The organism is Vitiosangium sp. GDMCC 1.1324 (assembly GCF_003044305.1).
In the GTDB taxonomy this organism is placed as follows: Bacteria; Myxococcota; Myxococcia; order Myxococcales; family Myxococcaceae; genus Archangium.
Genome location: NZ_PZOX01000021.1, coordinates 117,138 through 138,401, shown reverse-complemented (window position 1 = coordinate 138,401; position 21,264 = coordinate 117,138). Strand labels below are relative to the sequence as shown.

The 21,264-nt window shown below is 69.1% G+C and carries 20 protein-coding genes and 6 tRNA genes; 22 read left to right on the top strand and 4 right to left on the bottom strand.

The features are described from left to right. Nucleotides 1–40 precede the first annotated feature (40 nt). Nucleotides 41–1,234: a metallopeptidase family protein gene (locus DAT35_RS43465; RefSeq protein WP_108075209.1), complete on the top strand. Its 1,194-nt coding sequence runs from the start codon at nucleotides 41–43 to the stop codon at nucleotides 1,232–1,234. A gap of 11 nt (nucleotides 1,235–1,245) precedes the next feature. Then, nucleotides 1,246–2,433: a class I SAM-dependent rRNA methyltransferase gene (locus tag DAT35_RS43460; RefSeq protein ID WP_108075208.1), complete on the top strand. Its 1,188-nt coding sequence runs from the start codon at nucleotides 1,246–1,248 to the stop codon at nucleotides 2,431–2,433. A 33-nt stretch (nucleotides 2,434–2,466) separates the two neighbouring features. Here the strand turns inward: DAT35_RS43460 and DAT35_RS43455 are convergent, their stop codons facing one another. Both DAT35_RS43455 and DAT35_RS43450 read right to left on the bottom strand, forming a co-directional pair. Then, nucleotides 2,467–2,976: a caib/baif family protein gene (locus DAT35_RS43455; RefSeq protein WP_199243172.1), complete on the bottom strand. Its 510-nt coding sequence runs from the start codon at nucleotides 2,974–2,976 to the stop codon at nucleotides 2,467–2,469. Continuing rightward, nucleotides 2,973–3,575 (bottom strand): hypothetical protein, encoded by a 603-nt coding sequence (locus DAT35_RS43450; protein WP_233262053.1) that lies wholly within the window; start codon nucleotides 3,573–3,575, stop codon nucleotides 2,973–2,975. The genes DAT35_RS43455 and DAT35_RS43450 overlap by 4 nt, the downstream gene beginning before the upstream one ends. A gap of 34 nt (nucleotides 3,576–3,609) precedes the next feature. Between DAT35_RS43450 and DAT35_RS43445 the strand changes: the two genes are divergently transcribed. The 5 genes from DAT35_RS43445 to ftsH all read left to right on the top strand — a co-directional run bounded on the left by DAT35_RS43445 (nucleotide 3,610) and on the right by ftsH (nucleotide 10,343). After that, entirely contained in the window at nucleotides 3,610–5,745 is a 2,136-nt protein-coding gene (locus tag DAT35_RS43445; protein WP_108075206.1) for an ATP-dependent helicase, read from the top strand. A 144-nt stretch (nucleotides 5,746–5,889) separates the two neighbouring features. Next, entirely contained in the window at nucleotides 5,890–6,336 is a 447-nt protein-coding gene (gene rplM / locus DAT35_RS43440; protein WP_108075205.1) for a 50S ribosomal protein L13, read from the top strand. A 42-nt stretch (nucleotides 6,337–6,378) separates the two neighbouring features. Continuing rightward, on the top strand, nucleotides 6,379–6,780 hold the full coding sequence (rpsI, locus tag DAT35_RS43435) for a 30S ribosomal protein S9 (RefSeq protein ID WP_108075204.1): 402 nt from the start codon (nucleotides 6,379–6,381) through the stop codon (nucleotides 6,778–6,780). Nucleotides 6,781–6,934: 154 nt separating this feature from the next. After that, the gene (locus tag DAT35_RS43430) at nucleotides 6,935–8,329 is read left to right on the top strand and encodes a type IV pilus twitching motility protein PilT (protein ID WP_108075203.1); all 1,395 of its coding nucleotides are present in this window, start codon (nucleotides 6,935–6,937) and stop codon (nucleotides 8,327–8,329) included. A 151-nt stretch (nucleotides 8,330–8,480) separates the two neighbouring features. Next, entirely contained in the window at nucleotides 8,481–10,343 is a 1,863-nt protein-coding gene (ftsH, locus tag DAT35_RS43425; RefSeq protein WP_233262052.1) for an ATP-dependent zinc metalloprotease FtsH, read from the top strand. Between the two features lie 9 nt (nucleotides 10,344–10,352). Here ftsH and DAT35_RS43420 read toward each other — a convergent pair whose 3' ends face one another. After that, a complete protein-coding gene (locus DAT35_RS43420; protein ID WP_108075202.1) occupies nucleotides 10,353–11,093 on the bottom strand; it encodes a hypothetical protein in 741 nt (246 codons plus the stop codon). 34 nt (nucleotides 11,094–11,127) lie between these two features. Between DAT35_RS43420 and DAT35_RS43415 the strand changes: the two genes are divergently transcribed. The 12 genes from DAT35_RS43415 to DAT35_RS43360 all read left to right on the top strand — a co-directional run bounded on the left by DAT35_RS43415 (nucleotide 11,128) and on the right by DAT35_RS43360 (nucleotide 18,110). Then, nucleotides 11,128–11,634 (top strand): regulatory protein RecX, encoded by a 507-nt coding sequence (locus DAT35_RS43415; RefSeq protein ID WP_108075201.1) that lies wholly within the window; start codon nucleotides 11,128–11,130, stop codon nucleotides 11,632–11,634. A 15-nt stretch (nucleotides 11,635–11,649) separates the two neighbouring features. Continuing rightward, complete coding sequence (locus DAT35_RS43410) at nucleotides 11,650–12,429, top strand: outer membrane protein assembly factor BamD (RefSeq protein ID WP_108075200.1); 780 nt, start codon at nucleotides 11,650–11,652, stop codon at nucleotides 12,427–12,429. Then, nucleotides 12,426–13,139: a hypothetical protein gene (locus tag DAT35_RS43405; protein WP_108075199.1), complete on the top strand. Its 714-nt coding sequence runs from the start codon at nucleotides 12,426–12,428 to the stop codon at nucleotides 13,137–13,139. Before DAT35_RS43410 ends, DAT35_RS43405 begins: the two co-directional genes overlap by 4 nt. Before the next feature lie 101 nt (nucleotides 13,140–13,240). Further along, complete coding sequence (locus tag DAT35_RS43400; protein ID WP_108075198.1) at nucleotides 13,241–14,185, top strand: DUF4388 domain-containing protein; 945 nt, start codon at nucleotides 13,241–13,243, stop codon at nucleotides 14,183–14,185. 72 nt (nucleotides 14,186–14,257) lie between these two features. After that, nucleotides 14,258–15,310, top strand: coding sequence for a selenide, water dikinase SelD (gene selD / locus DAT35_RS43395; RefSeq protein ID WP_199243171.1), 1,053 nt, complete (start codon nucleotides 14,258–14,260; stop codon nucleotides 15,308–15,310). A 73-nt stretch (nucleotides 15,311–15,383) separates the two neighbouring features. After that, nucleotides 15,384–16,193, top strand: a complete 810-nt coding sequence (locus DAT35_RS43390) for an N-acetylmuramoyl-L-alanine amidase (RefSeq protein ID WP_108075196.1) — start codon at nucleotides 15,384–15,386, stop codon at nucleotides 16,191–16,193. 82 nt (nucleotides 16,194–16,275) lie between these two features. Continuing rightward, nucleotides 16,276–16,992, top strand: a complete 717-nt coding sequence (rph, locus tag DAT35_RS43385) for a ribonuclease PH (RefSeq protein ID WP_108075195.1) — start codon at nucleotides 16,276–16,278, stop codon at nucleotides 16,990–16,992. A gap of 4 nt (nucleotides 16,993–16,996) precedes the next feature. Further along, entirely contained in the window at nucleotides 16,997–17,605 is a 609-nt protein-coding gene (gene rdgB, locus DAT35_RS43380; protein WP_108075194.1) for an RdgB/HAM1 family non-canonical purine NTP pyrophosphatase, read from the top strand. 64 nt (nucleotides 17,606–17,669) lie between these two features. Continuing rightward, nucleotides 17,670–17,743, top strand: a tRNA-Pro gene (locus DAT35_RS43375). 33 nt (nucleotides 17,744–17,776) lie between these two features. Beyond that, nucleotides 17,777–17,853: transfer RNA gene (locus DAT35_RS43370), tRNA-Arg, on the top strand. Between the two features lie 87 nt (nucleotides 17,854–17,940). Next, nucleotides 17,941–18,014 (top strand) — tRNA-His (locus DAT35_RS43365). A 22-nt stretch (nucleotides 18,015–18,036) separates the two neighbouring features. After that, nucleotides 18,037–18,110 (top strand) — tRNA-Arg (locus tag DAT35_RS43360). A 59-nt stretch (nucleotides 18,111–18,169) separates the two neighbouring features. On the opposite strand, the gene bet is transcribed toward DAT35_RS43360, so the two are convergent. Continuing rightward, on the bottom strand, nucleotides 18,170–19,315 hold the full coding sequence (bet, locus tag DAT35_RS43355; RefSeq protein WP_108075193.1) for a phage recombination protein Bet: 1,146 nt from the start codon (nucleotides 19,313–19,315) through the stop codon (nucleotides 18,170–18,172). A gap of 269 nt (nucleotides 19,316–19,584) precedes the next feature. On the opposite strand from bet, the gene DAT35_RS43350 reads away from it, so the two are divergent. From DAT35_RS43350 to tig, 3 genes are all read left to right on the top strand, one after another. Beyond that, nucleotides 19,585–19,657, top strand: a tRNA-Lys gene (locus tag DAT35_RS43350). Nucleotides 19,658–19,762: 105 nt separating this feature from the next. Beyond that, nucleotides 19,763–19,844, top strand: a tRNA-Leu gene (locus DAT35_RS43345). Nucleotides 19,845–19,968: 124 nt separating this feature from the next. Then, nucleotides 19,969–21,249 (top strand): trigger factor, encoded by a 1,281-nt coding sequence (tig, locus tag DAT35_RS43340; protein ID WP_108075192.1) that lies wholly within the window; start codon nucleotides 19,969–19,971, stop codon nucleotides 21,247–21,249. Nucleotides 21,250–21,264 lie beyond the last annotated feature (15 nt).

Below are 21,264 nucleotides of genomic sequence, written 5' to 3'. Positions count from 1 at the left end.
CTTCCCGAGGTGCGAGCGATGCCGTAGCCTGCGTCTCCCCATGTCCCGGCGCGGTCCGTTCGCCCTCTGTCTCCTCCTTCTCGGCGCCTGCCAGCGGACGTGCCCTTCGTCCACTCCGGCCGTGCCCGACGCGGGCACTCCCGCGGTGGCTTCGGCGCCCATGCCCGTCGCGGCTCCCGTCCCCGAGCCGATTCCCACGTGCCGGGCGGAGGGGGCCACTCCGCTCGACGCGGCGCTGGACTACCTGGATGACGGCAAGTTCCCGGAGGCTCTCTCCTGCGCCGCCCAGGCCTCCGCCCTGGAGCCAGACTCGGCCGCGGCCCATGCGGCGCGTGGCGAGGCGCTGGCCGCCCTCAACCGCACCGCGGAGGCGCAGGTGGCCTATGCCCGGGCGCTGGCCATCGACCCCGGCCACCCGGACGCACTGCTGGGCGCGGCGCACCTCTACGCCGTGCAGCTGCCCTCCAGCCGCGAGTATGACGAGCTGGGCGCCCTCTACGCCGAGCGCGGGCTCTCCCAGGCCCACGTGTCGCCGGAGCAGCTGCCCCGCTTCGCCCTGGTGTCCGCCATGGCGCTCAACGACCTGGGGCAGGCCAGCGAGGCGCTCCAGCGCGCGCAGCTCGTCCTGGCACGCGAGCCGAACAACCACGAGGCCGCCTACGAGAAGGCCCTGGCCCTCTTTGAGCTGTGCCGCTTCGCCGAGGCCCGGGCGGCCTTCTCCGGCCTGGTGAACGATTTGGAGCGCGGGGCGCATGCGCACTACCACCTCGGCCTGCTGCTGGAGCGCGAGGGGAAGTGGAAGCAGGCGCAGACGCACTTCGACAAGGCACGTGCCCTCGCGCCGGAGGACTTTCCGGTACCGCCCACGCCCACCGAGGTCGAGTTCCGCGAGGAGGTGGCCCGTGCCGTGGCGGCCCTCTCCGAGGACATGCGCAAGGATCTCACGGGGGTGCCGGTGCGCGCCGAGGAGCTGCCCGCGGACGCGGACCTGCTCTCCGGCGAGCCACCCCTGTCTCCCTCCATCCTCGGCCTGTTCCGCGGCCCGCCGCTGGGCGAGCCCTGTGATGGGACGGAGACGCCCTGCCGCTCGGTAGCCCTCTACCGTCTCAACCTCGCTCGCGCGGTGCGCTCCCGGGAGGAGCTGAGGGAGCAGATAAAAGTGACGCTACTCCACGAGGTGGGGCATCTGCGGGGCGAGGACGATCAGGAGTTGGCAGCCCGCGGTCTGGAGTGACACAAGAGGCCATGGCCCGTTCATCAACCCTTCCCACCGCCCGGGTGAGCCTCAAGGGCGCCAAGGCCCTGCGCCGGGGTCACCCCTGGCTGTACCGCACCGAGCTGGTGGAGCCGCCCGAGACGCAGGAGCGCGGCGCCGTGGTGTCGGTGGTGGATCCGCAGGGCAACCCCGTGGGCCAGGCCTTCTATGCGCAGCGCTCGCCGCTGGCGCTGCGGCTGCTGACGCGCAAGGGCCCCGCCGAGGAGAAGGTGGACGAGGCTTTTCTTCGCCACCGGCTGGAGCTGGCCCTGGCGCGCCGCGCGCCACTGCGCCACCGCGACGGCCTGCGGCTGGTGCACGGCGAGGCGGACCTGTTGCCCGGCCTCTTCGTGGACCGCTACGGCGCGGGCCTCACGCTGCAGACGCTCTCCGAGGGCATGGACGTGCGCAAGGAGTGGGTGGCGCGCACCCTGGCCGAGCTCACCGGGGCCACCCACGTGGTGTGCCGCGACGATGCCTCCGGCCGCGACTTCGAGAGCCTGTCCCGCGAGGTGCGGCTGCTGCACGGCCAGGGCGAGGCCCGCTTCGCCTACCACGAGGGGGAGAACCTCTTCGAGGTGGACCTGCTGGGCGACATGAAGACGGGCGCCTTCCTGGACCAGGTGGACAACCACCTGCGCGCGGGAGAGCTCGCCCGGGGCGAGGCGTTGGACCTCTTCAGCTACCACGGGGGCTTCGCGCTGGCGCTCGGCCGCAGCTGCGACTCGGTGCTGGCGGTGGAGCAGGACCCGAAAGCCTCCGAGCGCGCCCGGGCGAACGCCGCGCGCAACGGGCGCTCCAACGTCACGGTGGAGAACGCCAACGCCTTCGACGTGCTGCGCCGCTTCTCCGAGTCCGGTCGCCGCTTCGACACGGTGGTGGTGGATCCTCCGGGCCTGGCCAAGCGGCGCGAGGGCCTGTCCACCGCCCTGCGCGCCTACCACGAGCTCAACCTGCGCGCCCTCAAGTGCCTGCGTCCCGAGGGGCTGCTCGTCACCTGCTCGTGCTCGGGCAAGCTGTCGCGCGAGGCCTTCGAGGAGATGGTGCTGTCGGCCGCCGCGGACGCGAAGCGGCCGGTGCAGATTCTCGAGCGCCGGGGGGCGGGCCTGGACCACCCGGTGCTCGGCGGCCTGCCGGAGACCGAGTACCTCAAGGCCTTCTTCGTCCGGGCTCTGTAACCGCCGGAGGAGTCGCCCCCGGCGGGGTGGGCCTCAGACGCCCATCTCCTCGCGTAGCCGCTTCACCTGCTTGAAGTACTCGGTGCGGGGGAAGGGGACGTTGAGGATGTGGAAGTCCTTCTTGGAGAGGCCCACGCTGCCGAAGCAGTAGTTGCTGTCGGACATGTTGCGGCAGAGCACCAGGTAGGCGCTGCCGGTGCAGTTCTCGCTCTGCACGCAGTAGGCGCACTGGTGGCACTGCTTGCAGTCCACGCAGTGCGTGCAGTTGTTGCACAGCTCGCAGCGGGTGCAGTGGGTGCACTGGTAGCAGCTGTCGCAGTCGCGGCAGAACATGCAGTTGGCGCACCGCTCACAGCCCTCGCACGCATAGGAGCCGGGGTTGCCCGGGTCCGCCGTGTAGAGCTTGGCGAGCCGCTGGTACTGCTCGAGGAACTCGCGCTTGCCCATGGCGGCCACTTCCCGGCGCGCCTGGGCCTCCTGCTCGAGCACCTCGGGGACGTTCGCCCGCGACCCTCTGTCCTTCACCACGGATGCTCCTTTCATGGGTGGTCCGCACCACCCGGGGCCCGGTCCAGCCGCGCCAGCCCCTCGAGATCGATGTCACGCGCCACCCGGCGCACCTCCACGGTGCCCGGGTAGCCACGGCTGCTTACCGCTACCACGTACCGGTCGCCCACCAGCAGGCTGGCCTCGGCCTGCCGCGTCGACTCGTCGTAGCGTACGAAGCCCACCGCCTGCTTGTCCTTCCAGAAGATGGGGGCGGTGGGATCATTCTGGGCCCGGCTCCGGCCCTGTTCGGCCGCGGCGCGGATGCTCTGCCCCAGCTTCTGCCCCAGGGTGGTGTCCACGATGCGCACCTTCACTTCCCGGTCCTCACCGTGGGTGAAGCTGCGCTCGGCCTCGCTGATGGACACGTCGTCGTAGCGGCCGGTGGAGCCCCCGTCCCGGGCGCGGACCAGTCCCTCCATCGTCTCCGGGAGGAAGCGCCGCAAGTCCTCGAAATGAGCGCAGGGGAAGGCCGCCGGAGTGTTCGCGGAGGCAACCTCCGGGCCATCCGGTGTCTTCTTTCCACCACCGGTGCAGGCGGTGCTCGCGACGAGCGTGAGGAGAATGAGCCGCCGCGGAAAAGAATAGGTGCGCACGGGAGAATCAAAGGGTATCCCCGGGCCGCGCGCAATGGACCTCTCGAAGCTCAATCCCCCGCAGCGCGAAGCCGTGCTCACCACCGAGGGCCCCCTCCTGGTGCTGGCGGGCGCAGGTAGCGGGAAGACTCGCGTCATCACCAACCGCATCGTCCACCTGCTCGACCAGCGGCCGGGTGGACTGCTGGCCCGGAACATCCTCGCCGTCACCTTCACCAACAAGGCCGCCACGGAGATGAAGGAGCGCCTGGTCCACATGGCCGGGCCTCGCGCCCAGAACGTGCTGGTGTGCACCTTCCATGCCTTTGGCGCGGAGATGCTCCGCGAGGACATCTACCGGCTGGGCTGGCCCAAGAAGTTCTCCATCGCCGACCAGGGCGATCAGGCGGCCATCATCAAGCGGGCCATGCGGGAGCGGCGCATCGACGACCGCACCTTTGATCCCCGCAAGGTGCTCGGCCTCATCTCCAAGGCGAAGAACGCGGGCAAGACGCCCGAGCCGCTCGGGGAGGGGAAGGGGGACGACTACGATCTCATCGCCCACATGGTCTACGAGGCCTACCAGCTCGCCCTCAAGGCACAGGGCTCGGTGGACTTCGATGATCTGCTCATCCTCCCGTCCCGGCTGCTGCGCGAGCACGAGGACCTGAGGGAGAAGTACACGCGGCGCTTCCGCTACATCCTGGTGGACGAGTTCCAGGACACGAACCAGGCCCAGCTGGACTTGCTGAAGCTGCTGGCCAGCGGCGAGACGCGCAACGTGTGCGTGGTGGGCGACGACGACCAGTGCATCTACAGCTGGCGCGGCGCCGAGGTGCGCAACATCCTGAACTTCGACGGGTTCTTCCCCGGGGCGAAGGAGGTGCGGCTGGAGCAGAACTACCGCTCCACCCAGGTGGTGCTGGACGCGGCCAACGCCGTCATCGCGAAGAACCCCGAGCGCAAGGCCAAGCGGATGTGGTGCGATCGCAAGGGGGGCCCGCGCATCAAGGTGGTGACGGCCCCCACCGAGGAGGAGGAGGCCCGGTACGTGGCCCACGAGGTCTCCAAGCTCGTGGCCGGAGGCATCCCCGCGGATGAGATCTCCGTCCTCTACCGCGTCAACGGCCAGGCCCACCCCATCGAGGAGATGCTGCGTGAGAAGGGCATCCGCTACGAGGTGGTGTCGGGCAGCGAGTTCTTCGATCGGCGCGAGGTGAAGGACGTCATCGCCTACTTCAAGCTGATCGCCAACCCGCGGGACGAGACGGCGCTCTTGCGCATCATCAACGTGCCGGCGCGAGGCATCGGCGACGTCACCATGGAGCGGTTGGTGGCGCACGCGCGGCGCGACAGCGTGTCGCTCTGGGGCGCCATGGAGCGCGCCGAGCGCTACGAGGATCTGCCCAAGGGCGCGGCCGAGAAGGTGAAGGACTTCCTCCAGCTCGTGGAGCGCTACCGGCAATCGTACGAGCAGGGGCAGCTCGCGGCGGTGACGCGCAAGCTGCTGGAGGAGATTGGCTACAAGGACGACGCCAAGTCGCTCACCACCTCGCAGGCGAGCGCGGACCGGAAGCTCAAGTCCATCGACCACGTCATCAACTCCCTGGAGTCCTTCGAGAAGCGCGAGGGCCCCAAGGCCAGCCTCCTCACGTACCTCAACCGGCTCAGCCTGGACACGCGCCAGGAAGAGGAGGAGGTGCCCGGAGCGCACAAGGCCGTCACCCTGATGACCCTCCATGCCTCCAAGGGCCTGGAGTACCGGGTGGTCTTCTTCATCGGAATGGAAGAGGAGCTGATGCCCCACAAGGGCATGCAGGGCGAGGCGCAGAACCTCGAGGAGGAGCGCCGGCTCTGCTACGTGGGGATTACGCGGGCCAAGGAGGTCCTCTACCTCACCCGCTCTGCCATGCGGGTGAAGCGGGGGAAGGAGGTGCCGCGCACCCCCTCGCGCTTCCTGGAGGACATCCCCCCGGAGCTGGTGGAGCTGGAGGACCTGGACGCCCCGCGCAAGGGGCCTCCCACCGCGCAGGAGAAGAACTTCTTCGCCAACCTCAAGGAGCGCTTCAAGGCCCCGCAGGCCGGCGCCCAGGGGGCAGGCGGGGGAGCGGCCCCCTCGGCCGGGACGATTGTGGGGGGGCCGGCGGGACCGGGGCCTGCTCCGACCGGTACGGCGGGTGGGGCACGTTGAACGCAGTGCGACCTTGACTTGCCTCCCGCCCCCCTCTAAGACGGTCGGCCTTTCCGGTCCAGCCTGGAAGTTCACGGGGTGGAACCGCGGTTGCTACGGCTACAGGCGCCTCAGGCGCCTACCATGCCTTTTGGAGTTCAAACAATGTCGCAGAGGACCTACAGCGCGAAGCCGGCGGATATCAAGCGCGACTGGCACATCATCGACGTGAACGGGAAGGTGCTCGGCCGCGCGGCCAGCCAGATCGCCACGCTGCTCAAGGGCAAGCACAAGGCGATGTACACCCCGTCCATCGACACGGGTGACCACGTCATCGTCATCAACGCCGACAAGGTGCGCGTGACGGGCAAGAAGGAGCAGGCGAAGATGTACTACCGGCACCCGCGTGCGGGTTTCCCGGGCGCCCTGAAGATCACCAACCTCGAGAAGCTGCGTCAGCGGCACCCCGAGGACATCATCGCCAACGCGGTGCGCCGCATGCTGCCGCGCAACGCGCTCGGCCGCCAGATGATGACCAAGCTCAAGGTGTACGCCGGTGACCAGCACCCGCACGCCGCCCAGAAGCCGGTGGCGCGCGAGGTCGAGGCGTAGCTCTCCTTCCACACTTTCCGCACCTTTTAGAGAAGAGACGACATGGCTACCGCCACCGAGAAGGGTTTTTATGGCACCGGCCGCCGCAAGGAGGCCACCGCGCGCGTGTGGATCCGCCCGGGCACCGGCGTTGTGATTGTCAACGGCCGCGATATCAACGTGTACTTCGGCCGTGAGACGTCGAAGATGATCCTCAACCAGCCGCTGGAAGTGCTGGAGCAGAAGGGGAAGATCGACATCGAGGTCAACGTGCGCGGCGGCGGCCTGAGCGGTCAGGCGGGCGCCATCCGCCACGGCCTGTCCCGGGCGCTGTGCAACTACAACCCGGACTTCCGCCCCGCGCTGAAGAAGGCCGGCTTCCTCACCCGTGATGCCCGCGCCGTCGAGCGCAAGAAGTACGGCCAGCCGGGCGCGCGTCGCCGCTTCCAGTTCTCCAAGCGCTAATCCAGCTTCACTCGGTTTCGCTGGAGTTACACGCACGGCGGGGGTTCCTTCGGGAGCCTCCGCCGTTGTGCTTTGCGGGACACAGCAGGCGTTCGAGCCGCGTCCCAGGCCCCCTCGTCGAACCGGTTGGGCGTGCTACCATCCCGGACCATCCATGGAACTCAACGAGATCCTCCAGATTGCGCTCCGCGGCGGTGCCTCCGACATCCACCTCAAGGCGGGCCTGCCGCCCATGTTCCGGGTCGACGGCTCGCTGGTGCCGCTGAAGGACGGCAAGCGGCTGCCTCCCGAGGAGGTGGCGCGCATGGCCTTCGGCATCATGAACGAGTTCCAGAAGGAGAAGTTCAAGCAGAGCAACGAGGTGGACCTGGCCTACGGCGTTCCCGGGTTGGGGCGTTTCCGCGTCAACGTCTTCCAGCAGCGCGGCACCATTGGCGCGGTGATGCGCGTCATCCCCACCAAGGTGATGGCCATCAAGGAGCTGATGCTGCCGACCATCCTGGAGAAGATCTGCCTGGACGAGCGCGGCCTCATCCTCGTGACGGGCACCACGGGCTCGGGCAAGTCCACCACGCTCGCGGCGATGATCGATCACATCAACGCCACCGAGACCAACCACATCATGACCATTGAGGATCCGATCGAGTTCCTCATCCGGGACAAGCGCTCCATCGTGAACCAGCGCGAGGTGGGCGTGGACACGATGTCGTTTGCCCAGGCGCTCAAGAGCGCGCTGCGGCAGGACCCGGACGTCATCCTCGTGGGCGAAATGCGTGACCACGAGACCATCGAGACGGCGCTCGCGGCGGCGGAGACGGGCCACCTGGTGATGTCCACGCTGCACACGCTGGACGCCACGGAGACCATCAACCGCATCGTGTCGGCCTTCCCGCCGTATCAGCAGAAGCAGGTGCGCATCCAGCTGGCGAGCGTGCTCAAGGCGGTGGTGAGCCAGCGCCTCATTCCGCGCGCGGACGGCAAGGGCCGCGTGGCCGCGGTGGAGGTGCTGCGCTGCACCACGCGCGTGAAGGAGCTCATCGAGGACAAGGACCGGACGAAGGAGATCCCCGACGCCATCTCCCAGGGCTTCGACACGTACGGGATGCAGACCTTCGACCAGTCGCTGATGTCGCTGGTGCGCCAGGGGCTCGTCACCTACGAGGAGGCCCACCGGCAGGCCACCAACCCGGACGACTTCGCGCTGCGCTTCTCCGGCATCAGCGCCACCTCGGACTCGAAGTGGGACAACTTCGAGGGCGGCGGCGCCAAGCCCATTCCGGGCTCGGCCAGCTTCGGCCAGAGCCAGCAGCCCGCGCCCGCCGCGCCCCCGGCCCGTCCGGCGCCCACGCCCGCCGCGGCCCGTCCGGGCGTTCCCGGTTCGCCTTCCTCCGTGCCTCGTCCGGGCGTGCCCGCTGCCGCTCCCCCCACCTCCCGCGCGGGGATTCCGACGGTGGGCGCGGCGGCTCCCCGTCCCGCGGCACCGGCGCCCGCGCCCGCGGCACCGAAGGCTCCCGCTGGCGACGACGACTTCCAGATCGAGCGCTTCTAGGCGTCACGCCGCAATCCTTGCGGTGCCCGGTGCCCCGTCCGCACCTCTTGCAGGCTCCTGAATCAGGGGCGCTGGAGGCGCGGGGCACCGTGGGTGGAACACCGTTTGCTCCGGGCCGGGTTCGTGGCTCAATGGCCGCACCGAGAACCCGATGATGAACCCCAAGCCTTCCGTGGAGCGCGGCCGATGGTGGCAGCTGTTGCTGTTCATGGTGCTCCTGGCGCTGGGCTACCAGCTGCTGGACCGCGTGGAGCACGCCTCCTTCTCGTACTCCGAGTTTCGTGAGGCGCTGACGGCTGGGAAGGTGCGGGAGGTGACCGTCTCGGCTGATCGCATCAGCGGGACGATGGCACCCGAGCCGCCGGGCGGTGAGCCGAAGCCCTTCGTCGTCATCCGGGTGGAGGATCCGGAGCTGATGCGCGAGCTGGTCGCGCACGGGGTGAAGGTGACGGGGACGGTGCCGGGCAACCCGTGGGTCCAGTTGGGCCTCTTCGTGCTGCCGCTGGGGCTCGTCTTCCTGGTGATGCGGCTGTCGCCGTCGGCGGGGACGGGGACGGGGACTCCCGGTGGCTACCTGTCGGTGGGGCGCAGCAAGGCGAAGGTGTACGTGGAGAAGTCCATCCCCGTGCGCTTCTCGGATGTGGCGGGCGTGGACGAGGCGAAGTCGGAGCTGCAGGAGGTCATCGACTTCCTGCGCTCGCCGGACCGGTTCTCGCGGATGGGCGGCAAGGTGCCCAAGGGCATTCTCCTGGTGGGCCCGCCGGGCACGGGCAAGACGTTGCTGGCGCGAGCGGTGGCGGGCGAGGCCGACGTGCCGTTCTTCAGCATGAGCGGCTCGGAGTTCGTGGAGATGTTCGTGGGCGTTGGCGCCGCGCGGGTGCGCGACCTGTTCGCCCAGGCCCGGCAGAAGGCGCCGTGCATCATCTTCATCGACGAGCTGGACGCCCTGGGAAAGGTGCGTGGCACGGGGCCCAATTCCCATGAGGAGCGCGAGCAGACGCTCAATCAGCTCCTGGTGGAGCTGGACGGCTTCGATCCGCGCGGGGGCGTCATCCTGATGGCGGCGACGAACCGGGCGGAGATCCTGGATCCGGCGCTGCTGCGCGCCGGGCGCTTCGACCGGCACGTGCTGGTGGACCGGCCGGATAGGGCGGGGCGGTTGGCCATCCTGAAGGTGCACGCGCGCAAGGTGCCGCTGGAGGACGAGAAGGACCTGGAGTTCGTGGCGGCGATGACGGTGGGGGCGGTGGGCGCGGACCTGGCCAACATCCTCAACGAGGCGGTGCTGCTGGCGGTGCGCCGGCAGAAGCAGACGGTGGGCCGCGCCGAGCTGGAGGAGTCGGTGGAGCGGGTGGTGGCGGGCCCGGAGAAGCGCAACCGCGTGCTGTCCCACGCGGAGCGCGAGCGCGTGGCTCACCACGAGATGGGCCATGCGCTGGCGAGCACCCTGCTCGCCTCGGGCCAGTCGGTGAAGAAGATCTCCATCATCCCGAGGGGAATCGGGGCGCTGGGGTACACGCTGCAGCTGCCCACGGAGGACCGCTACCTGATGACGCGCGGCGAGCTGGAGGCGCGCATCGCCGTGCTGCTGGGGGGTCGGGTGGCCGAGGAGCTGGTGTACGGGGAGGTCTCCACGGGCGCACAGGACGACCTGCTCAAGGCCACGGACATCGCCCGGAGCATGGTGAAGGGGTACGGGATGAGCGACTCGCTGGGCCCGGTGACGTTCGACCTGGAGCGGCGCTCGCCCCTGTACGACGGGAGCGTGCCGGGCTCGCGCGGCGACTACAGCGAGGAGCTGGCCCGGCGCATCGACCAGGAGATCCGAGGCCTGCTGGACTCGCAGCACGCCAGGGTGACACGCGTGCTCAGCGAGAACATCGATCTGCTTCGGGAAGGGGCTGCGCGGCTGCTCGCCCGGGAGGTGATGTCGGGCGAGGAGCTGGCCGCGCTGGTGGCCTCGGCGGAGGGCACGCAGGACAAGCCCCCCGGACCCGAGAAGGACGCCGCATGAGGTCCCCGCCTAAGCCTCCTCGTCCCCGAGCTGTGCCCGCAGGCGCGAGAGCCGCTGGGGGCCGATGAGCCCCTCCTTGGCCAGCACCTGGAGGAACTCCACGGTGGCGCGCAGTCCGGCCTCCATCTCGGCCTCGGGCTTGTCGGCGATCTCGGCCTCGTAGAGCGCCTCCATGTGCTCGGGGTTGATGGGGGTGGGCCCCTCGCCCCAGGCGGTGTTCACCAGGGCCCGGGAGATGCGGGCGCGGACATTCCGCTCCGTCTCGTCCCGACCCGCCTTCTCGAAGCCGATGAGGAAGGCGTCCACCTGCTCGCGGGAGAGGGCGGCGAGCGCGGGCACCTCGCCGAGCGTCTCCTGGATGTAGGTGCTGTCGAAGGCCTCCACCTCCTCCTCGTAGCCGAAGGCCTCCTCCAGCAGGATGGAGGCGATGAAGGCGTCCGTCTCGTCCTCGGTGGCGCCTTCCTCCTTGAGGGACTCGCGGGCCTTGGCGGTGGCGGCGGAGAGGGCGGGGTCCTCGGCGATGGCTCGCGCGGCGGCGTAGGCGGCCAGGAAGACGACCGCTGCCTCGGCATCCGAGGAGAGGTGGTGCTTGCCCTTGCCTCCCAGCAGGGCGTTGCGCTTGTCCGGGTGGGCGGCGGCGGTCTGGACGAAGAACCGCTCCTCGGGCTCGAGGGGCGCGCCGTCCTTCTCCTTCTGGAGCGTCTCGCGGGCGGCTTCGGGGCTGAGGTAGCGGGAGATGAGGGGGTGCATGCCGCGCCTGTTACCACATGCTAGAGAGCAGGCGATGGACTCCGAGGACGACACCCCCGAGGAAGTCAGGCGCGCGACGGACGTGTGCCTGCGACTGTTGGCCGTTCGCGCCCGCAGCCGGCACGAGCTGCAGACGGCGCTCGAGCGCAAGGGCTTCTCCGAGCCGGTGTGCAGGAGCGCCCTGGGGAAGGTGGAGGGCTGGGGTTACCTGGACGACGAGCGCTTCGCTCGGGACCGGGCGGCGGTGCTGCTCGGGCGGGGCAAGTACGGCCCCCAGGCGGTGCAGCAGCGGCTGGAGGCCCATGGGCTGAGCCGCGAGGCGGCGAGCGAGGCGGTGGCCGCGGCCAGCGGTGCGGTGGAGTTCGACGCGGAGGCTGCCGCGCGCCAGGTGCTGGAGCGGCGGGGGTTGTTGGGCCGGGAACTGGAGCCCAAGGAAAAGGCCCGGGCCGGCCGCCTCCTGTTCAGCCGGGGCTTTTCCCCAGACGTCATCCAGCGGGTACTCGGTGACGCGACGCTGGAACCTTCGGGTCCGGGCGATTAGCTTGCTTACCTACCCATGCGTTTCCTTCGAGCTGTCTGCCTGACTGCCCTTCTGTGCAACGCCGCCGGCTGTGCGGCCCTCTCCACCGGCCAGGCCGGGGAGCCGGATTACGCCTCCGCGGCGGAGACCAACCTCCAACTGGGCGACGAGGCCCTGGAGCGCAAGGACTTCCTCCAGGCGGAGCGGTACTACGAGCACGTCCGCACCAAGTACCCCTACCTCGACGTGGCCAATGAGGCCGAGCTGAAGCTGGCGGACCTCGACTTCGCCCAGGAGCACTACCCGGAGGCGCGCGAGAAGTTCCAGTCCTTCATCAAGCTCCACCCCACGCACGCCAAGGTGGACTACGCCGCGTACCGGGCGGCCCTCACCCACTTCGCGGACATCCCCTCGGACTTCTTCCTCCTGCCGCCCTCGAAGGAGAAGGACCAGACCGAGGTGGTGGCGGCGCTCGCGTCGCTCAACGACTTTGTCCGCCAGTACCCCAACTCCCAGTACGTCCCCGAGGCCAAGGAGAAGCTCGAGGAGACGCGCCGGCGGCTGGCCGAGCACGAGATGTACGTGGCCAACTTCTACGCCAGGCGCAAGCGCTGGAAGGCCGTGGTGCAGCGGCTGGAGGGGCTGCTGAAGAACTACCCGGGCACCGAGCTCGAGGCGGACGCCCTGTTCAACCTGCATGCCGCCTACCTGGAGCTCAACGAGCCCGAGCAAGCGAAGCAGACGCTGCAGCGGGTCATCGAGCGCCTGCCGGGGACGCCGGCCGCTGAGAGGGCCCGGAGGATGATGGGCTCGTGAGGAGCTCCGAGGCCTGGAGCCGGCTGGGCGGGGTGCTCATCGCCGTGCTGGCCGCCGCGGCCGCCATGGTGGTGCTGGTGCCTCGCCTGTTGGGCGTCGCGGCCGGGCCGGAGGTGGAGATCATCACGCACCTCAAGGGCACCGAGCGGGACGGGCTGTCGCTCGTCCTGCCCGGAGTGGGCGAGCCGCTCACGTCCCTGGCGCACCACTTCGCGCGCATCACCGTCAACGTGGAGCCGGGCGGGCAGCGCGCCGTGGCCTGGGCCACGCTGGACTTCCGTGGCCGGCTGGGCCGCACCGAGGTCAGTTCGCTCGGGGTGGAGCGGATTGCCTTCGTCCGCCGCGGGCGCGAGTGGATGCCGGAGGGGCTGGCCGCACCCCGGCTAGCGGCGGTGGTGCGGGCGCTGGAGTCCCGGCGCCGGGCGTTGGAGGCGGGGGACCGGGAGGCGCTGGCGGGGCTGCTCGTGCCGGGCGCGGAGGCCGACGGTGGGGGAGGGGAGGAGGAGCTGGCGCGGGTGATGAGCCTCCAGCGGCGCCGCTACCGGGCGGAGGCGTGGTTCCTGCGGCTCGAGCGCGACGAGGCGGTGGCCACCGAGCAGTGGCGGCTGGAGGGACAGGTGCCCTCCCGGCCCGTGGACGAGCGGGGCCAGCGCCGGCTCTCGTTGGTCCGTAACGGCGAGGAATTCTTTTTTTCGCCCGGTCTCATGTAGGCTCTGCGCTATTCTCAGATGGCTCTGCACTGGGGTCGGGTTGGAATGGGCGGAGGGATGCGAGGGGCCATGGCAACACTCATTCTCGAGGACGCAGCACCGTGAGCACTCCGACGCCGGGCAAGAATTACGCGCTCAAGTTCATCTCCGGCAAATATCAGGGCGGTGAGTTCCCGCTGAAGGCGGAGAAGCAGATCGTCATCGGCCGCTCGAGCGAGCTCGACATGGTGCTCGTCGAGGACATGGTCTCGCGCAAGCACGCGCGCATCGTGGTCAGCGGGGCCGGGCAGATCTCCATCGAGGACCTGGGCTCGACCAATGGCACGTTCGTCAATGGCGAGAAGGTGAAGCAGGCGACGCTCAAGGAGGGGGACCGCATCCTGATCGGCACCTCCATCCTCAAGCTCATCCTGCAGGGGGCCGGCGCGGGCGAGGTCGACGACGCCGTCGCCAAGCAGCGGCTGGAGGAGGTGGCGGTGCAGGCGGCGCGCACCTCGACGAAGGCCTCGTCCATGACGGGGAAGATCGAGGAGATTCCGCTGCCGGACCTGCTCCAGCTCTTCCACACGTCGAAGAAGAACGGCGTGCTGGTGGTCAGCAACGACCACGAGGGGAAGATCTACCTGCGCCAGGGCCGCGTGTACTACGCGGTCATCGACGAGAACCACAACCTGGGGCCGCAGAAGAGCTTCAACCGCATCGTCACCTGGGAGCAGGGCGACTTCGAGCTGCGGCCGGCGGATCCCCAGGAGTTCATGGTGGAGATGGACTCGTCCACCGAGGCGCTGCTGATGGACGCGCTGAGGCAGCTGGATGAGTACAAGCGCATCCAGAAGGAGCTGCCGGCGATGAGCACGCAGCTGATGCTGGCCCAGCCGATGACGGCGCCGCTGCGCGAGCTGACGCCGGAGCTGCTGGACGTGCTGCAGGCGGTGCACAACTACGGGTCGCTGGGTGGGGTGTTGGACCATTCGGAGCAGGACGACGTGATGGCGGCCGAGGCAGTGCTGCAGCTCATCAAGCGCGAGTACGTGCGAGCCAGCTGAGCGCTCGCGGATGTTCCCCCCTCTTCCTCCGGAGAGGGGCCACTCCCATTCACATGGGTTTCGAGGTTCACCGTGTCCGAAGAGCAGAAGCCGCGCAGGCTGACCGAGTTGTCACATTGCGCGGGTTGAGCGGCCAAGATCCGGGCCGCGGACCTGGCGCAGGTCCTGCGCCAACTGAAGACTGCGAAGGACACGAGGGCGCTGGTGGGCTTCAACACCAACGATGACGCGGCCGTGTATCGTGTGGCGCCGGGGATGGCGCTGGTGAGCACGGTGGACTTCTTCCCGCCCGTGGTGGACGACCCGTATCAGTTCGGGGCCATCGCGGCGGCGAACGCTCTGTCGGACATCTACGCCATGGGCGCGAAGCCGCTGTTCGCGCTCAACCTGGTGGGCTTCCCCAAGGACCGTCCGCTGGACGAGCTCTCCCGGATTCTGGCGGGAGGCCAGGCGAAGGCGGACGAGGCGGGCATCCCCATCCTGGGTGGGCACTCGGTGCAGGACCCCGAGCCGAAGTACGGCCTGGCGGTGACGGGCCAGGTGCACCCGAAGAAGGTGCTGACGAACGCCGGGGCGAAGCCGGGGGACGTGCTGATGCTGACGAAGCCCCTGGGCTCGGGCATCGCCACCACGGCCATCAAGCGCGGCGTGGCCTCCGAGGAGCTGACGGAGCGCGTGGTGGCGCTGATGTCGGCGCTGAACAAGAAGGCCGGAGAGGTGTTCGCCTCGGGGAAGTTCAAGGTGAACGCCCTCACGGACGTGACGGGCTACGGCCTGCTGGGTCACCTGCTGGAGATGATGACGGGGGCCAAGGCCAAGGCCTTCCTGGACCTGGAGCGCATCCCCATCCTCGCCGAGGTGCCGGCGCTGGCGCAGCAGGGCGTGGTGCCGGGCGGGACGAAGTCGAACCTGGCCCACGTGGCCAAGAAGGTGCGCTTCCCCAAGGGGCTGCCCGAGGACATCCAGTGGGTGCTCGCCGACGCGCAGACGAACGGGGGCCTGCTGGCCTCGGTGCCGGCGCGGGACGTGGCGAAGGCGTACCGGGCGCTGGAGCGGGCCGGGGTGGATGTGGCCCTCATCGGAGAGGTGGGCGAGGGCCGCACCGGCATCGAGGTCGTTGGATAGTGGGCCTGGGAGGCGTGGGGCGCCGGGGCCCAGTCGCCGCGGTGCTCCTCCTCCGGTAGCATCCAGGGCCGGCATGATGCTTCGTCTCACCGGCCCCCTCGGCATCCTCGTCTTCCTCTGCCTGCCCTTGTCCGCGCTCGCGGCCGAGCGCCCCGCTCGCATCGTGGTGGACCCGGGCCACGGCGGTGCCAAGGAGGGCGCGACGAGCCCCACGGGGCTGCTCGAGAAGGACATCTCGCTCCAGGTCGCCAGCCGGGTGCGGGAGCACCTGGAGAAGGAGCTCGGGGCGCAGGTGCTGATGACGCGCGACGAGGACCAGTCGGTGCCCCTGCCCGAGCGGGTGGAGTTCGCCAACAAGCACGGGCCGGACCTCTTCCTGTCCATCCACTGCAACGCGATGCCCACCAAACGCACGCGCGCTCGCATTCAGGGCATCGAGACGTACTTCCTCTCGGCCAACGCCTCCAACGCCACCGCGCGTGCGGCCGCGGACCGAGAGAACGCCGAGGCCCCCACGGCGAAGGACTCGCGGGGAGACTCCACGCTGGCCTTCATCCTCCACGACCTCGCGCGCACGGAGGCGCATCAGGACTCCTCGCGCCTGGCGTACGCCATCCATCAGCGGCTCATCGCCGCCACGGGGGGCTCGGATCGGGGGGTGCTCCAGGCGCCCTTCTATGTCCTCAACGGTGTCGAGGCGCCCGCCGTCCTCATCGAGGTGGGCTACATCTCCCATCCGGAGGAGGGCGCCCGGCTGGGCCGGGCCGAGCACCAGGAGAAGCTCGCCATCGCCATCACCGAGGGGGTGCGGGCCTTCCTGGCCGAGGTTCGCAAACGCGACGCTCCCAAGCCCTCCAAGGTGGCGGCTCCCGCCACCCCCTGACACGGGACGCGACTCGTGCCGGACAGCGGGGGGCCTCCTCTGCTAGAGAGGCGGGCCCATTTTCTTTGCCGAGGAGCCTCCCATGCGGTCCTTCAACCGTGGGGCGCTGGACCTGCGCCCCGTCACTCTCACCCCTGGTATCACCCGTCACGCCGAGGGCTCGACCCAGGTGGAGTTCGGCCACACCCGTGTGCTCGTCACCTGCTCGGTGGAAGAGAAGGTCCCGCCGCACCTGATGGGCAAGGGCTCCGGCTGGGTGACGGCCGAGTACGGCATGCTCCCTCGCTCCACGCATACCCGTACGCAGCGTGAAGCCGCCAAGGGGAAGCAGACCGGGCGCACGCTCGAGATCCAGCGGCTCATCGGCCGCTCCATGCGCGCCGCGGTGGACCTGCCCGGCCTGGGCATCCGCACCTTCACCCTGGACTGCGACGTCCTCCAGGCGGACGGGGGCACCCGCACCGCCTCCATCACCGGCGCCTACGTGGCCCTGGTGCTCGCCCTGCGCAAGCTGCACAAGGACGGGGTGATGCCGCGCATGCCCAAGCTGACCCCGCTGGCCGCCGTGTCCGTGGGCGTGGTGAAGGGCGAGGTGCGGGTGGACCTCGACTACGACGAGGACTCCACCGCCGACGTGGACCTGAACCTCGTGGCCACCGGTGATGGCCGCATCGTCGAGGTGCAGGGCACCGCCGAGCACCAGCTCTTCGACCGCAAGATGCTGGATGGAATGCTGGACGCGGGACTGGCCGCCATCCGCCAGCTCACCGAGGCCCAGCAGAAGGTGCTCGAGGGTTGAAGCCATGAAGCCCCGTCTGCTCTTCGCCACCACCAACCCGGGCAAGCTGCGCGAGCTGCGCGGCCTCGTGGGGGATGCGGTGGAGGTGGTCTCCCTGAGCGACCTCCCGCCCATTCCCGAGCCCGTCGAGGACCAGGACACCTTCGAGGGGAACGCCGAGAAGAAGGCCCGCGAGTACGCCGAGGCCACCGGGCTGCCGGCGCTGGCCGACGACTCGGGGCTGTGCGTGGACGCACTGGGCGGCCGGCCCGGGGTCTATTCCGCGCGCTACGCCGAGGGGAGTGACAAGGCCCGCTACGAGAAGCTGCTCGGCGAGCTGTCCGGCGTCCCGGACGACGAGCGCACCGCCGCCTTCGTGTGCGCGCTCTGCCTGGCGCTGCCGGGGAGGGGCCGCGCCATCATCGAGGTGGGCCGTTGCGAGGGACGCATCGGCCATGAGCCCCGGGGCTCGCACGGCTTCGGCTACGACCCGGTCTTCGTCCTGCCCCAGGGCAAGGCGCTGGCCGAGCTGACGTCGGAGGAGAAGGCGGGCATCTCTCATCGGGGCGTTGCCTTCCGGAAAATGAGGCCCCATCTGTTGGCCCTGGCGGGGGGCTCACCTGTCGGTGGGTGAGCAGGCGTCAGACACGTTTGCCTTGCGCGTCCGTTCGAGATGGTTCAACAATGCCGACCTTTATCGGGGCGTAGCGCAGCCTGGTAGCGCACCTGCCTTGGGCGCAGGGGGTCGGAGGTTCAAATCCTCTCGCCCCGATATCGCAGTACCGCAGTAGACGGAGGACCCTGGGCGCCAGTAGCTCAGCTGGATAGAGCATCGGCCTTCTAAGCCGGGGGTCGTGGGTTCGAGTCCCGCCTGGCGTACCAATCCTCCGCAGTGACAAAGAGCTTGAACCGTATCGGTTTCCACGGTAGGGAAGCCGCCACGTTTCAGGACGGTTGTTCGACGTGACGGCGGCCATAGCTCAACTGGTTAGAGCGCAGGACTGTGACTCCTGAGGTTACCGGTTCGATCCCGGTTGGCCGCCCACCTGAATTCCCCTCTCTTCTGCGCCCGTAGCTCAACTGGATAGAGCATTGGCCTTCGAAGCCAAGGGTTGGGGGTTCAAGTCCCTCCGGGCGCGCAGCAGCACCCCCTTTCGAGGGTGCCGCCACGCCGGGGACTTCTTCCTCTCCTGACAGCTCAGGCCTTGGCGTCGTCCGCCGCGGGAACGCGGCAGCGCAGCTCGGCCTCGGTCTCGAGCGCCGCGAGGTTCTCGCGCATCGCCCGGGCCCACTTCGCCTTGGGCTGCTCCATCAGCTTCTCGTGGGCCAGGTCGATCGTCTCGGCCAGCTCCTCGTCGCTGAGCTCGGAGGCCGTCTTGCCCTTGTGCGGACCGAAGGCCACCACCACGGACGAGCTCTTCAGCTTCGCCGGGGCTTCGGCAGCCGGTGCCGGCTCGGCGGCCGGTGCGGTCTCCTTCGCCGCGGGCTCGCGCACGTCCTTCGCGGACCGAGCCGAGGGCCGCGCCTTCACGGACTCCACGGCCGGCTCCGGTTCACGCACGGTCTCCCGCGGCGTCTCCGGGGCCTGCGGGGCCTGCGCCACCGCGGGCTCCTTCTCCTCGCGCGCCTCACGGGGTGCCGTGGGCAGGGGAGGGAAGGACGCCTTCATCGGACCAGGACGCGCGCCGAGCACCTCGTAGCCACCATGCCCCGTGAGGGGGCCGGGCTCCGGCTGCGGCTCGAACTCCTCGGCCGGCATCTCCTCGCGCACGTACAGGCCGCCAAAGGCCTCGGGGTACGCCTTGCGCAGCGCCGCCACGCGCGCGCACTTCTCGATCATCGTCGTGGGAATCTTGGCCCACAGCGGCGTTTGCTGGACGTAGCCCGCGAAGTCCAGCCACACCACCACCGGCAGCTTCCCCTCGCGCACCACGCGCGCCCAGGCCCCTACCAGGCTGCCCTTGCGCTTGGCCGGGTTGAAGCGGTGCACCACCTCGCCCTTCCCCTGGTCCACGATGATGTCATCCTCGGCGTACACCGCACTCGCCTGGATGCCCTTGAAGTCCGGGAAGCGCTCCGCCCGCGCCAGCATCCCCGCCTCCGAGGGCTGGAACTCGTAGCGCGTCACCCAGTTGGGTCTCTCCCGGTTGCCCGCGTTCTGCCGGCGGGCCACGCAGAAGGCCTCCTTCAGCAACGGGTCCAACCCGGAGCGCTTGCACTGCTCGATGAAGAGCGCGAACTCGTCCTCCCCGATGCCCTTGGGGCAGATGGTCCGCTTGATGAGCTCCACGCGCTCGGGGTTCCACGGGCCCGACGCGGTTTCCGTCTTGTTGTGTGCTTCCATGCCGCTGCTCTGTTCTCCGCCTGCGAAAAGGGCGAACGACCTCCGTCCGCCCGCACCTCGGGGACGATTCAACCCCGGACAGCGCGCGTTGGCATCCCCTTTACTGAACGGACGTCCAGGCCCGGCCGGAGGGCAGACGGGCTCGCCAGAGCGGCCGCGAACCGGTTGCGAAGGAGCCCTGAAAAAAAGAGTTTGACGTGGGGGGTGGGGCCCTATACAAGCCGCCCCCGTCGACGCGCGGTGACGAACCGCGGCGGCGCACAAGAGTCGGGAGCGTAGCTCAATTGGTAGAGCAATGGACTCTTAATCCATAGGTTGTGGGTTCGATTCCCTCCGCTCTCACTGCCGGGGCTCTCTCAGAAATGAGAGAGCCCCGGTGCCTTTTTGGGGCTCTGGATTCGCGTGCGCCCGATCCCCTGTTTCCAGTAGAACGCACGCACAGCGCCCGGGCGGGTGGCGAAACTGGTAGACGCGCCAGACTTAGGATCTGGTACCGCAAGGTGTGAGGGTTCGAGTCCCTCCTCGCCCAATCCGGCCATTTCGCGTTGACCGGACCGGACCTATCTCCTAAAGGCGCACGTCCCACATTTGCACTTCTTCACCCATTCGACACGCCGGCGTCCACCGTGCGCCCGGCGCGAGCGAGGCATCCCATGAAGGTCCAGGTCGAGGAGCTCTCCCCCATCGAGAAGAAGCTCTCCATCGAGGTCGAGAACGCCCGCGTGGCCGACGAGCTCACCCGCGCGTACGCCGCACTCGGCAAGCAGGTGAAGCTGCCCGGCTTCCGGCAGGGCAAGGTGCCTCGCCGCATCCTCGAGCAGCGCTTCCGGGAGCAGGTGGAGGACGAGGTCATCCAGCGCGTGGTGCAGAACGCCTGGTTGGAGGCCGTGCGGGAGCACAAGGTGGAGGCCGTGGCGCCGCCCCAGGTGACCAACAACTCCGGCCTCAAGACCGACGCCCCCTTCTCCTTCGAGGCCCGCGTCGAGGTGAAGCCCAAGGTGGAGGCCAAGGACTACCAGGGCCTGCCGCTCACCCGTGCCGAGACGAAGGTCGAGGACAAGGAGGTGGACGACCGCCTGGAGCAGCTGCGCCAGAGCATGGCCCGGCTGGAGCCGGTGGAGGGTCGTGACGTGGCCCAGGCTGGTGACTTCGCCACCGTGGACTACTCCGCCACCGTGGAGGGCAAGGAGTTCCCCGGCAGCAAGGCGGACGGCGTGACGGTGGAGCTGGCCCCCGGCGAGCTGGTGGAGTCCAACGTGGCCGCCCTCGAGGGCACCAAGGTTGGCGACGCCAAGGAGCTCGACTACGCCTTCCCGGCCGACTACCGGGTCGAGGACGTGAAGGGCAAGACGGCCCACTTCCACTTCACCCTCAAGGGGCTGAAGAAGAAGGTCGTCCCCGAGCTCAACGACGACTTCGCCAAGGAGTCCGGCCAGGCCCAGACGCTCGAGGAGCTGCGCGGCAAGGTGCGCACGGACCTGGAGACGGGCAAGCGCAACAAGGCCCAGGGTGACGAGCGCGATGCCCTCCTCAAGGGCCTCATCGAGCGCAACGCCTTCGAGGTGCCCCGCTCCATGGTGGAGCGCACCATCGACAACATGCTGGAGAACCGGCTGCGCGCCATGGCCCGCATGGGCATGGACCCGCGCCAGCTCAACCTGGACTTCGCCCGGCTGCGCGAGGACCTGCGTGAGGAGGCCACCAAGGAAGTAAAGGGAGCGCTCCTCATCGAGGCCATTGCCCAGAAGGAGAACATCCAGACCTCCGACGAGGAGATGGAGAAGAAGATCGAGGAGCTGGCCAAGGAGGCCAACCAGGCTGTCTCCGTCGTTCGCAAGTACTTCAAGGGCCCGGAGGAGCGGCAGGGGTTGAGCCTCCGACTCCGTGAAGAAAAGACGATTGAATTCCTGAAGGGTCAGGCGAAGTATTCCTAGGAGTTCTTCCTTAGA

What these genes read in the sequence shown, in the direction of transcription:
- rdgB (WP_108075194.1), top strand. Translation starts at nt 16,997, where the DNA reads ATGAAGCCCCGTCTGCTCTTCGCCACCACCAACCCGGGCAAGCTGCGC.
- DAT35_RS43390 (WP_108075196.1), top strand. Translation starts at nt 15,384, where the DNA reads ATGATGCTTCGTCTCACCGGCCCCCTCGGCATCCTCGTCTTCCTCTGC.
- DAT35_RS43430 (WP_108075203.1), top strand. Translation starts at nt 6,935, where the DNA reads ATGGAACTCAACGAGATCCTCCAGATTGCGCTCCGCGGCGGTGCCTCC.
- rplM (WP_108075205.1), top strand. Translation starts at nt 5,890, where the DNA reads ATGTCGCAGAGGACCTACAGCGCGAAGCCGGCGGATATCAAGCGCGAC.
- DAT35_RS43465 (WP_108075209.1), top strand. Translation starts at nt 41, where the DNA reads ATGTCCCGGCGCGGTCCGTTCGCCCTCTGTCTCCTCCTTCTCGGCGCC.
- DAT35_RS43415 (WP_108075201.1), top strand. Translation starts at nt 11,128, where the DNA reads ATGGACTCCGAGGACGACACCCCCGAGGAAGTCAGGCGCGCGACGGAC.
- tig (WP_108075192.1), top strand. Translation starts at nt 19,969, where the DNA reads ATGAAGGTCCAGGTCGAGGAGCTCTCCCCCATCGAGAAGAAGCTCTCC.
- rph (WP_108075195.1), top strand. Translation starts at nt 16,276, where the DNA reads ATGCGGTCCTTCAACCGTGGGGCGCTGGACCTGCGCCCCGTCACTCTC.
- bet (WP_108075193.1), bottom strand. Translation starts at nt 19,315, where the DNA reads ATGGAAGCACACAACAAGACGGAAACCGCGTCGGGCCCGTGGAACCCC.
- DAT35_RS43455 (WP_199243172.1), bottom strand. Translation starts at nt 2,976, where the DNA reads ATGAAAGGAGCATCCGTGGTGAAGGACAGAGGGTCGCGGGCGAACGTC.
- DAT35_RS43460 (WP_108075208.1), top strand. Translation starts at nt 1,246, where the DNA reads ATGGCCCGTTCATCAACCCTTCCCACCGCCCGGGTGAGCCTCAAGGGC.
- ftsH (WP_233262052.1), top strand. Translation starts at nt 8,481, where the DNA reads ATGATGAACCCCAAGCCTTCCGTGGAGCGCGGCCGATGGTGGCAGCTG.
- rpsI (WP_108075204.1), top strand. Translation starts at nt 6,379, where the DNA reads ATGGCTACCGCCACCGAGAAGGGTTTTTATGGCACCGGCCGCCGCAAG.
- DAT35_RS43410 (WP_108075200.1), top strand. Translation starts at nt 11,650, where the DNA reads ATGCGTTTCCTTCGAGCTGTCTGCCTGACTGCCCTTCTGTGCAACGCC.
- DAT35_RS43445 (WP_108075206.1), top strand. Translation starts at nt 3,610, where the DNA reads ATGGACCTCTCGAAGCTCAATCCCCCGCAGCGCGAAGCCGTGCTCACC.
- DAT35_RS43420 (WP_108075202.1), bottom strand. Translation starts at nt 11,093, where the DNA reads ATGCACCCCCTCATCTCCCGCTACCTCAGCCCCGAAGCCGCCCGCGAG.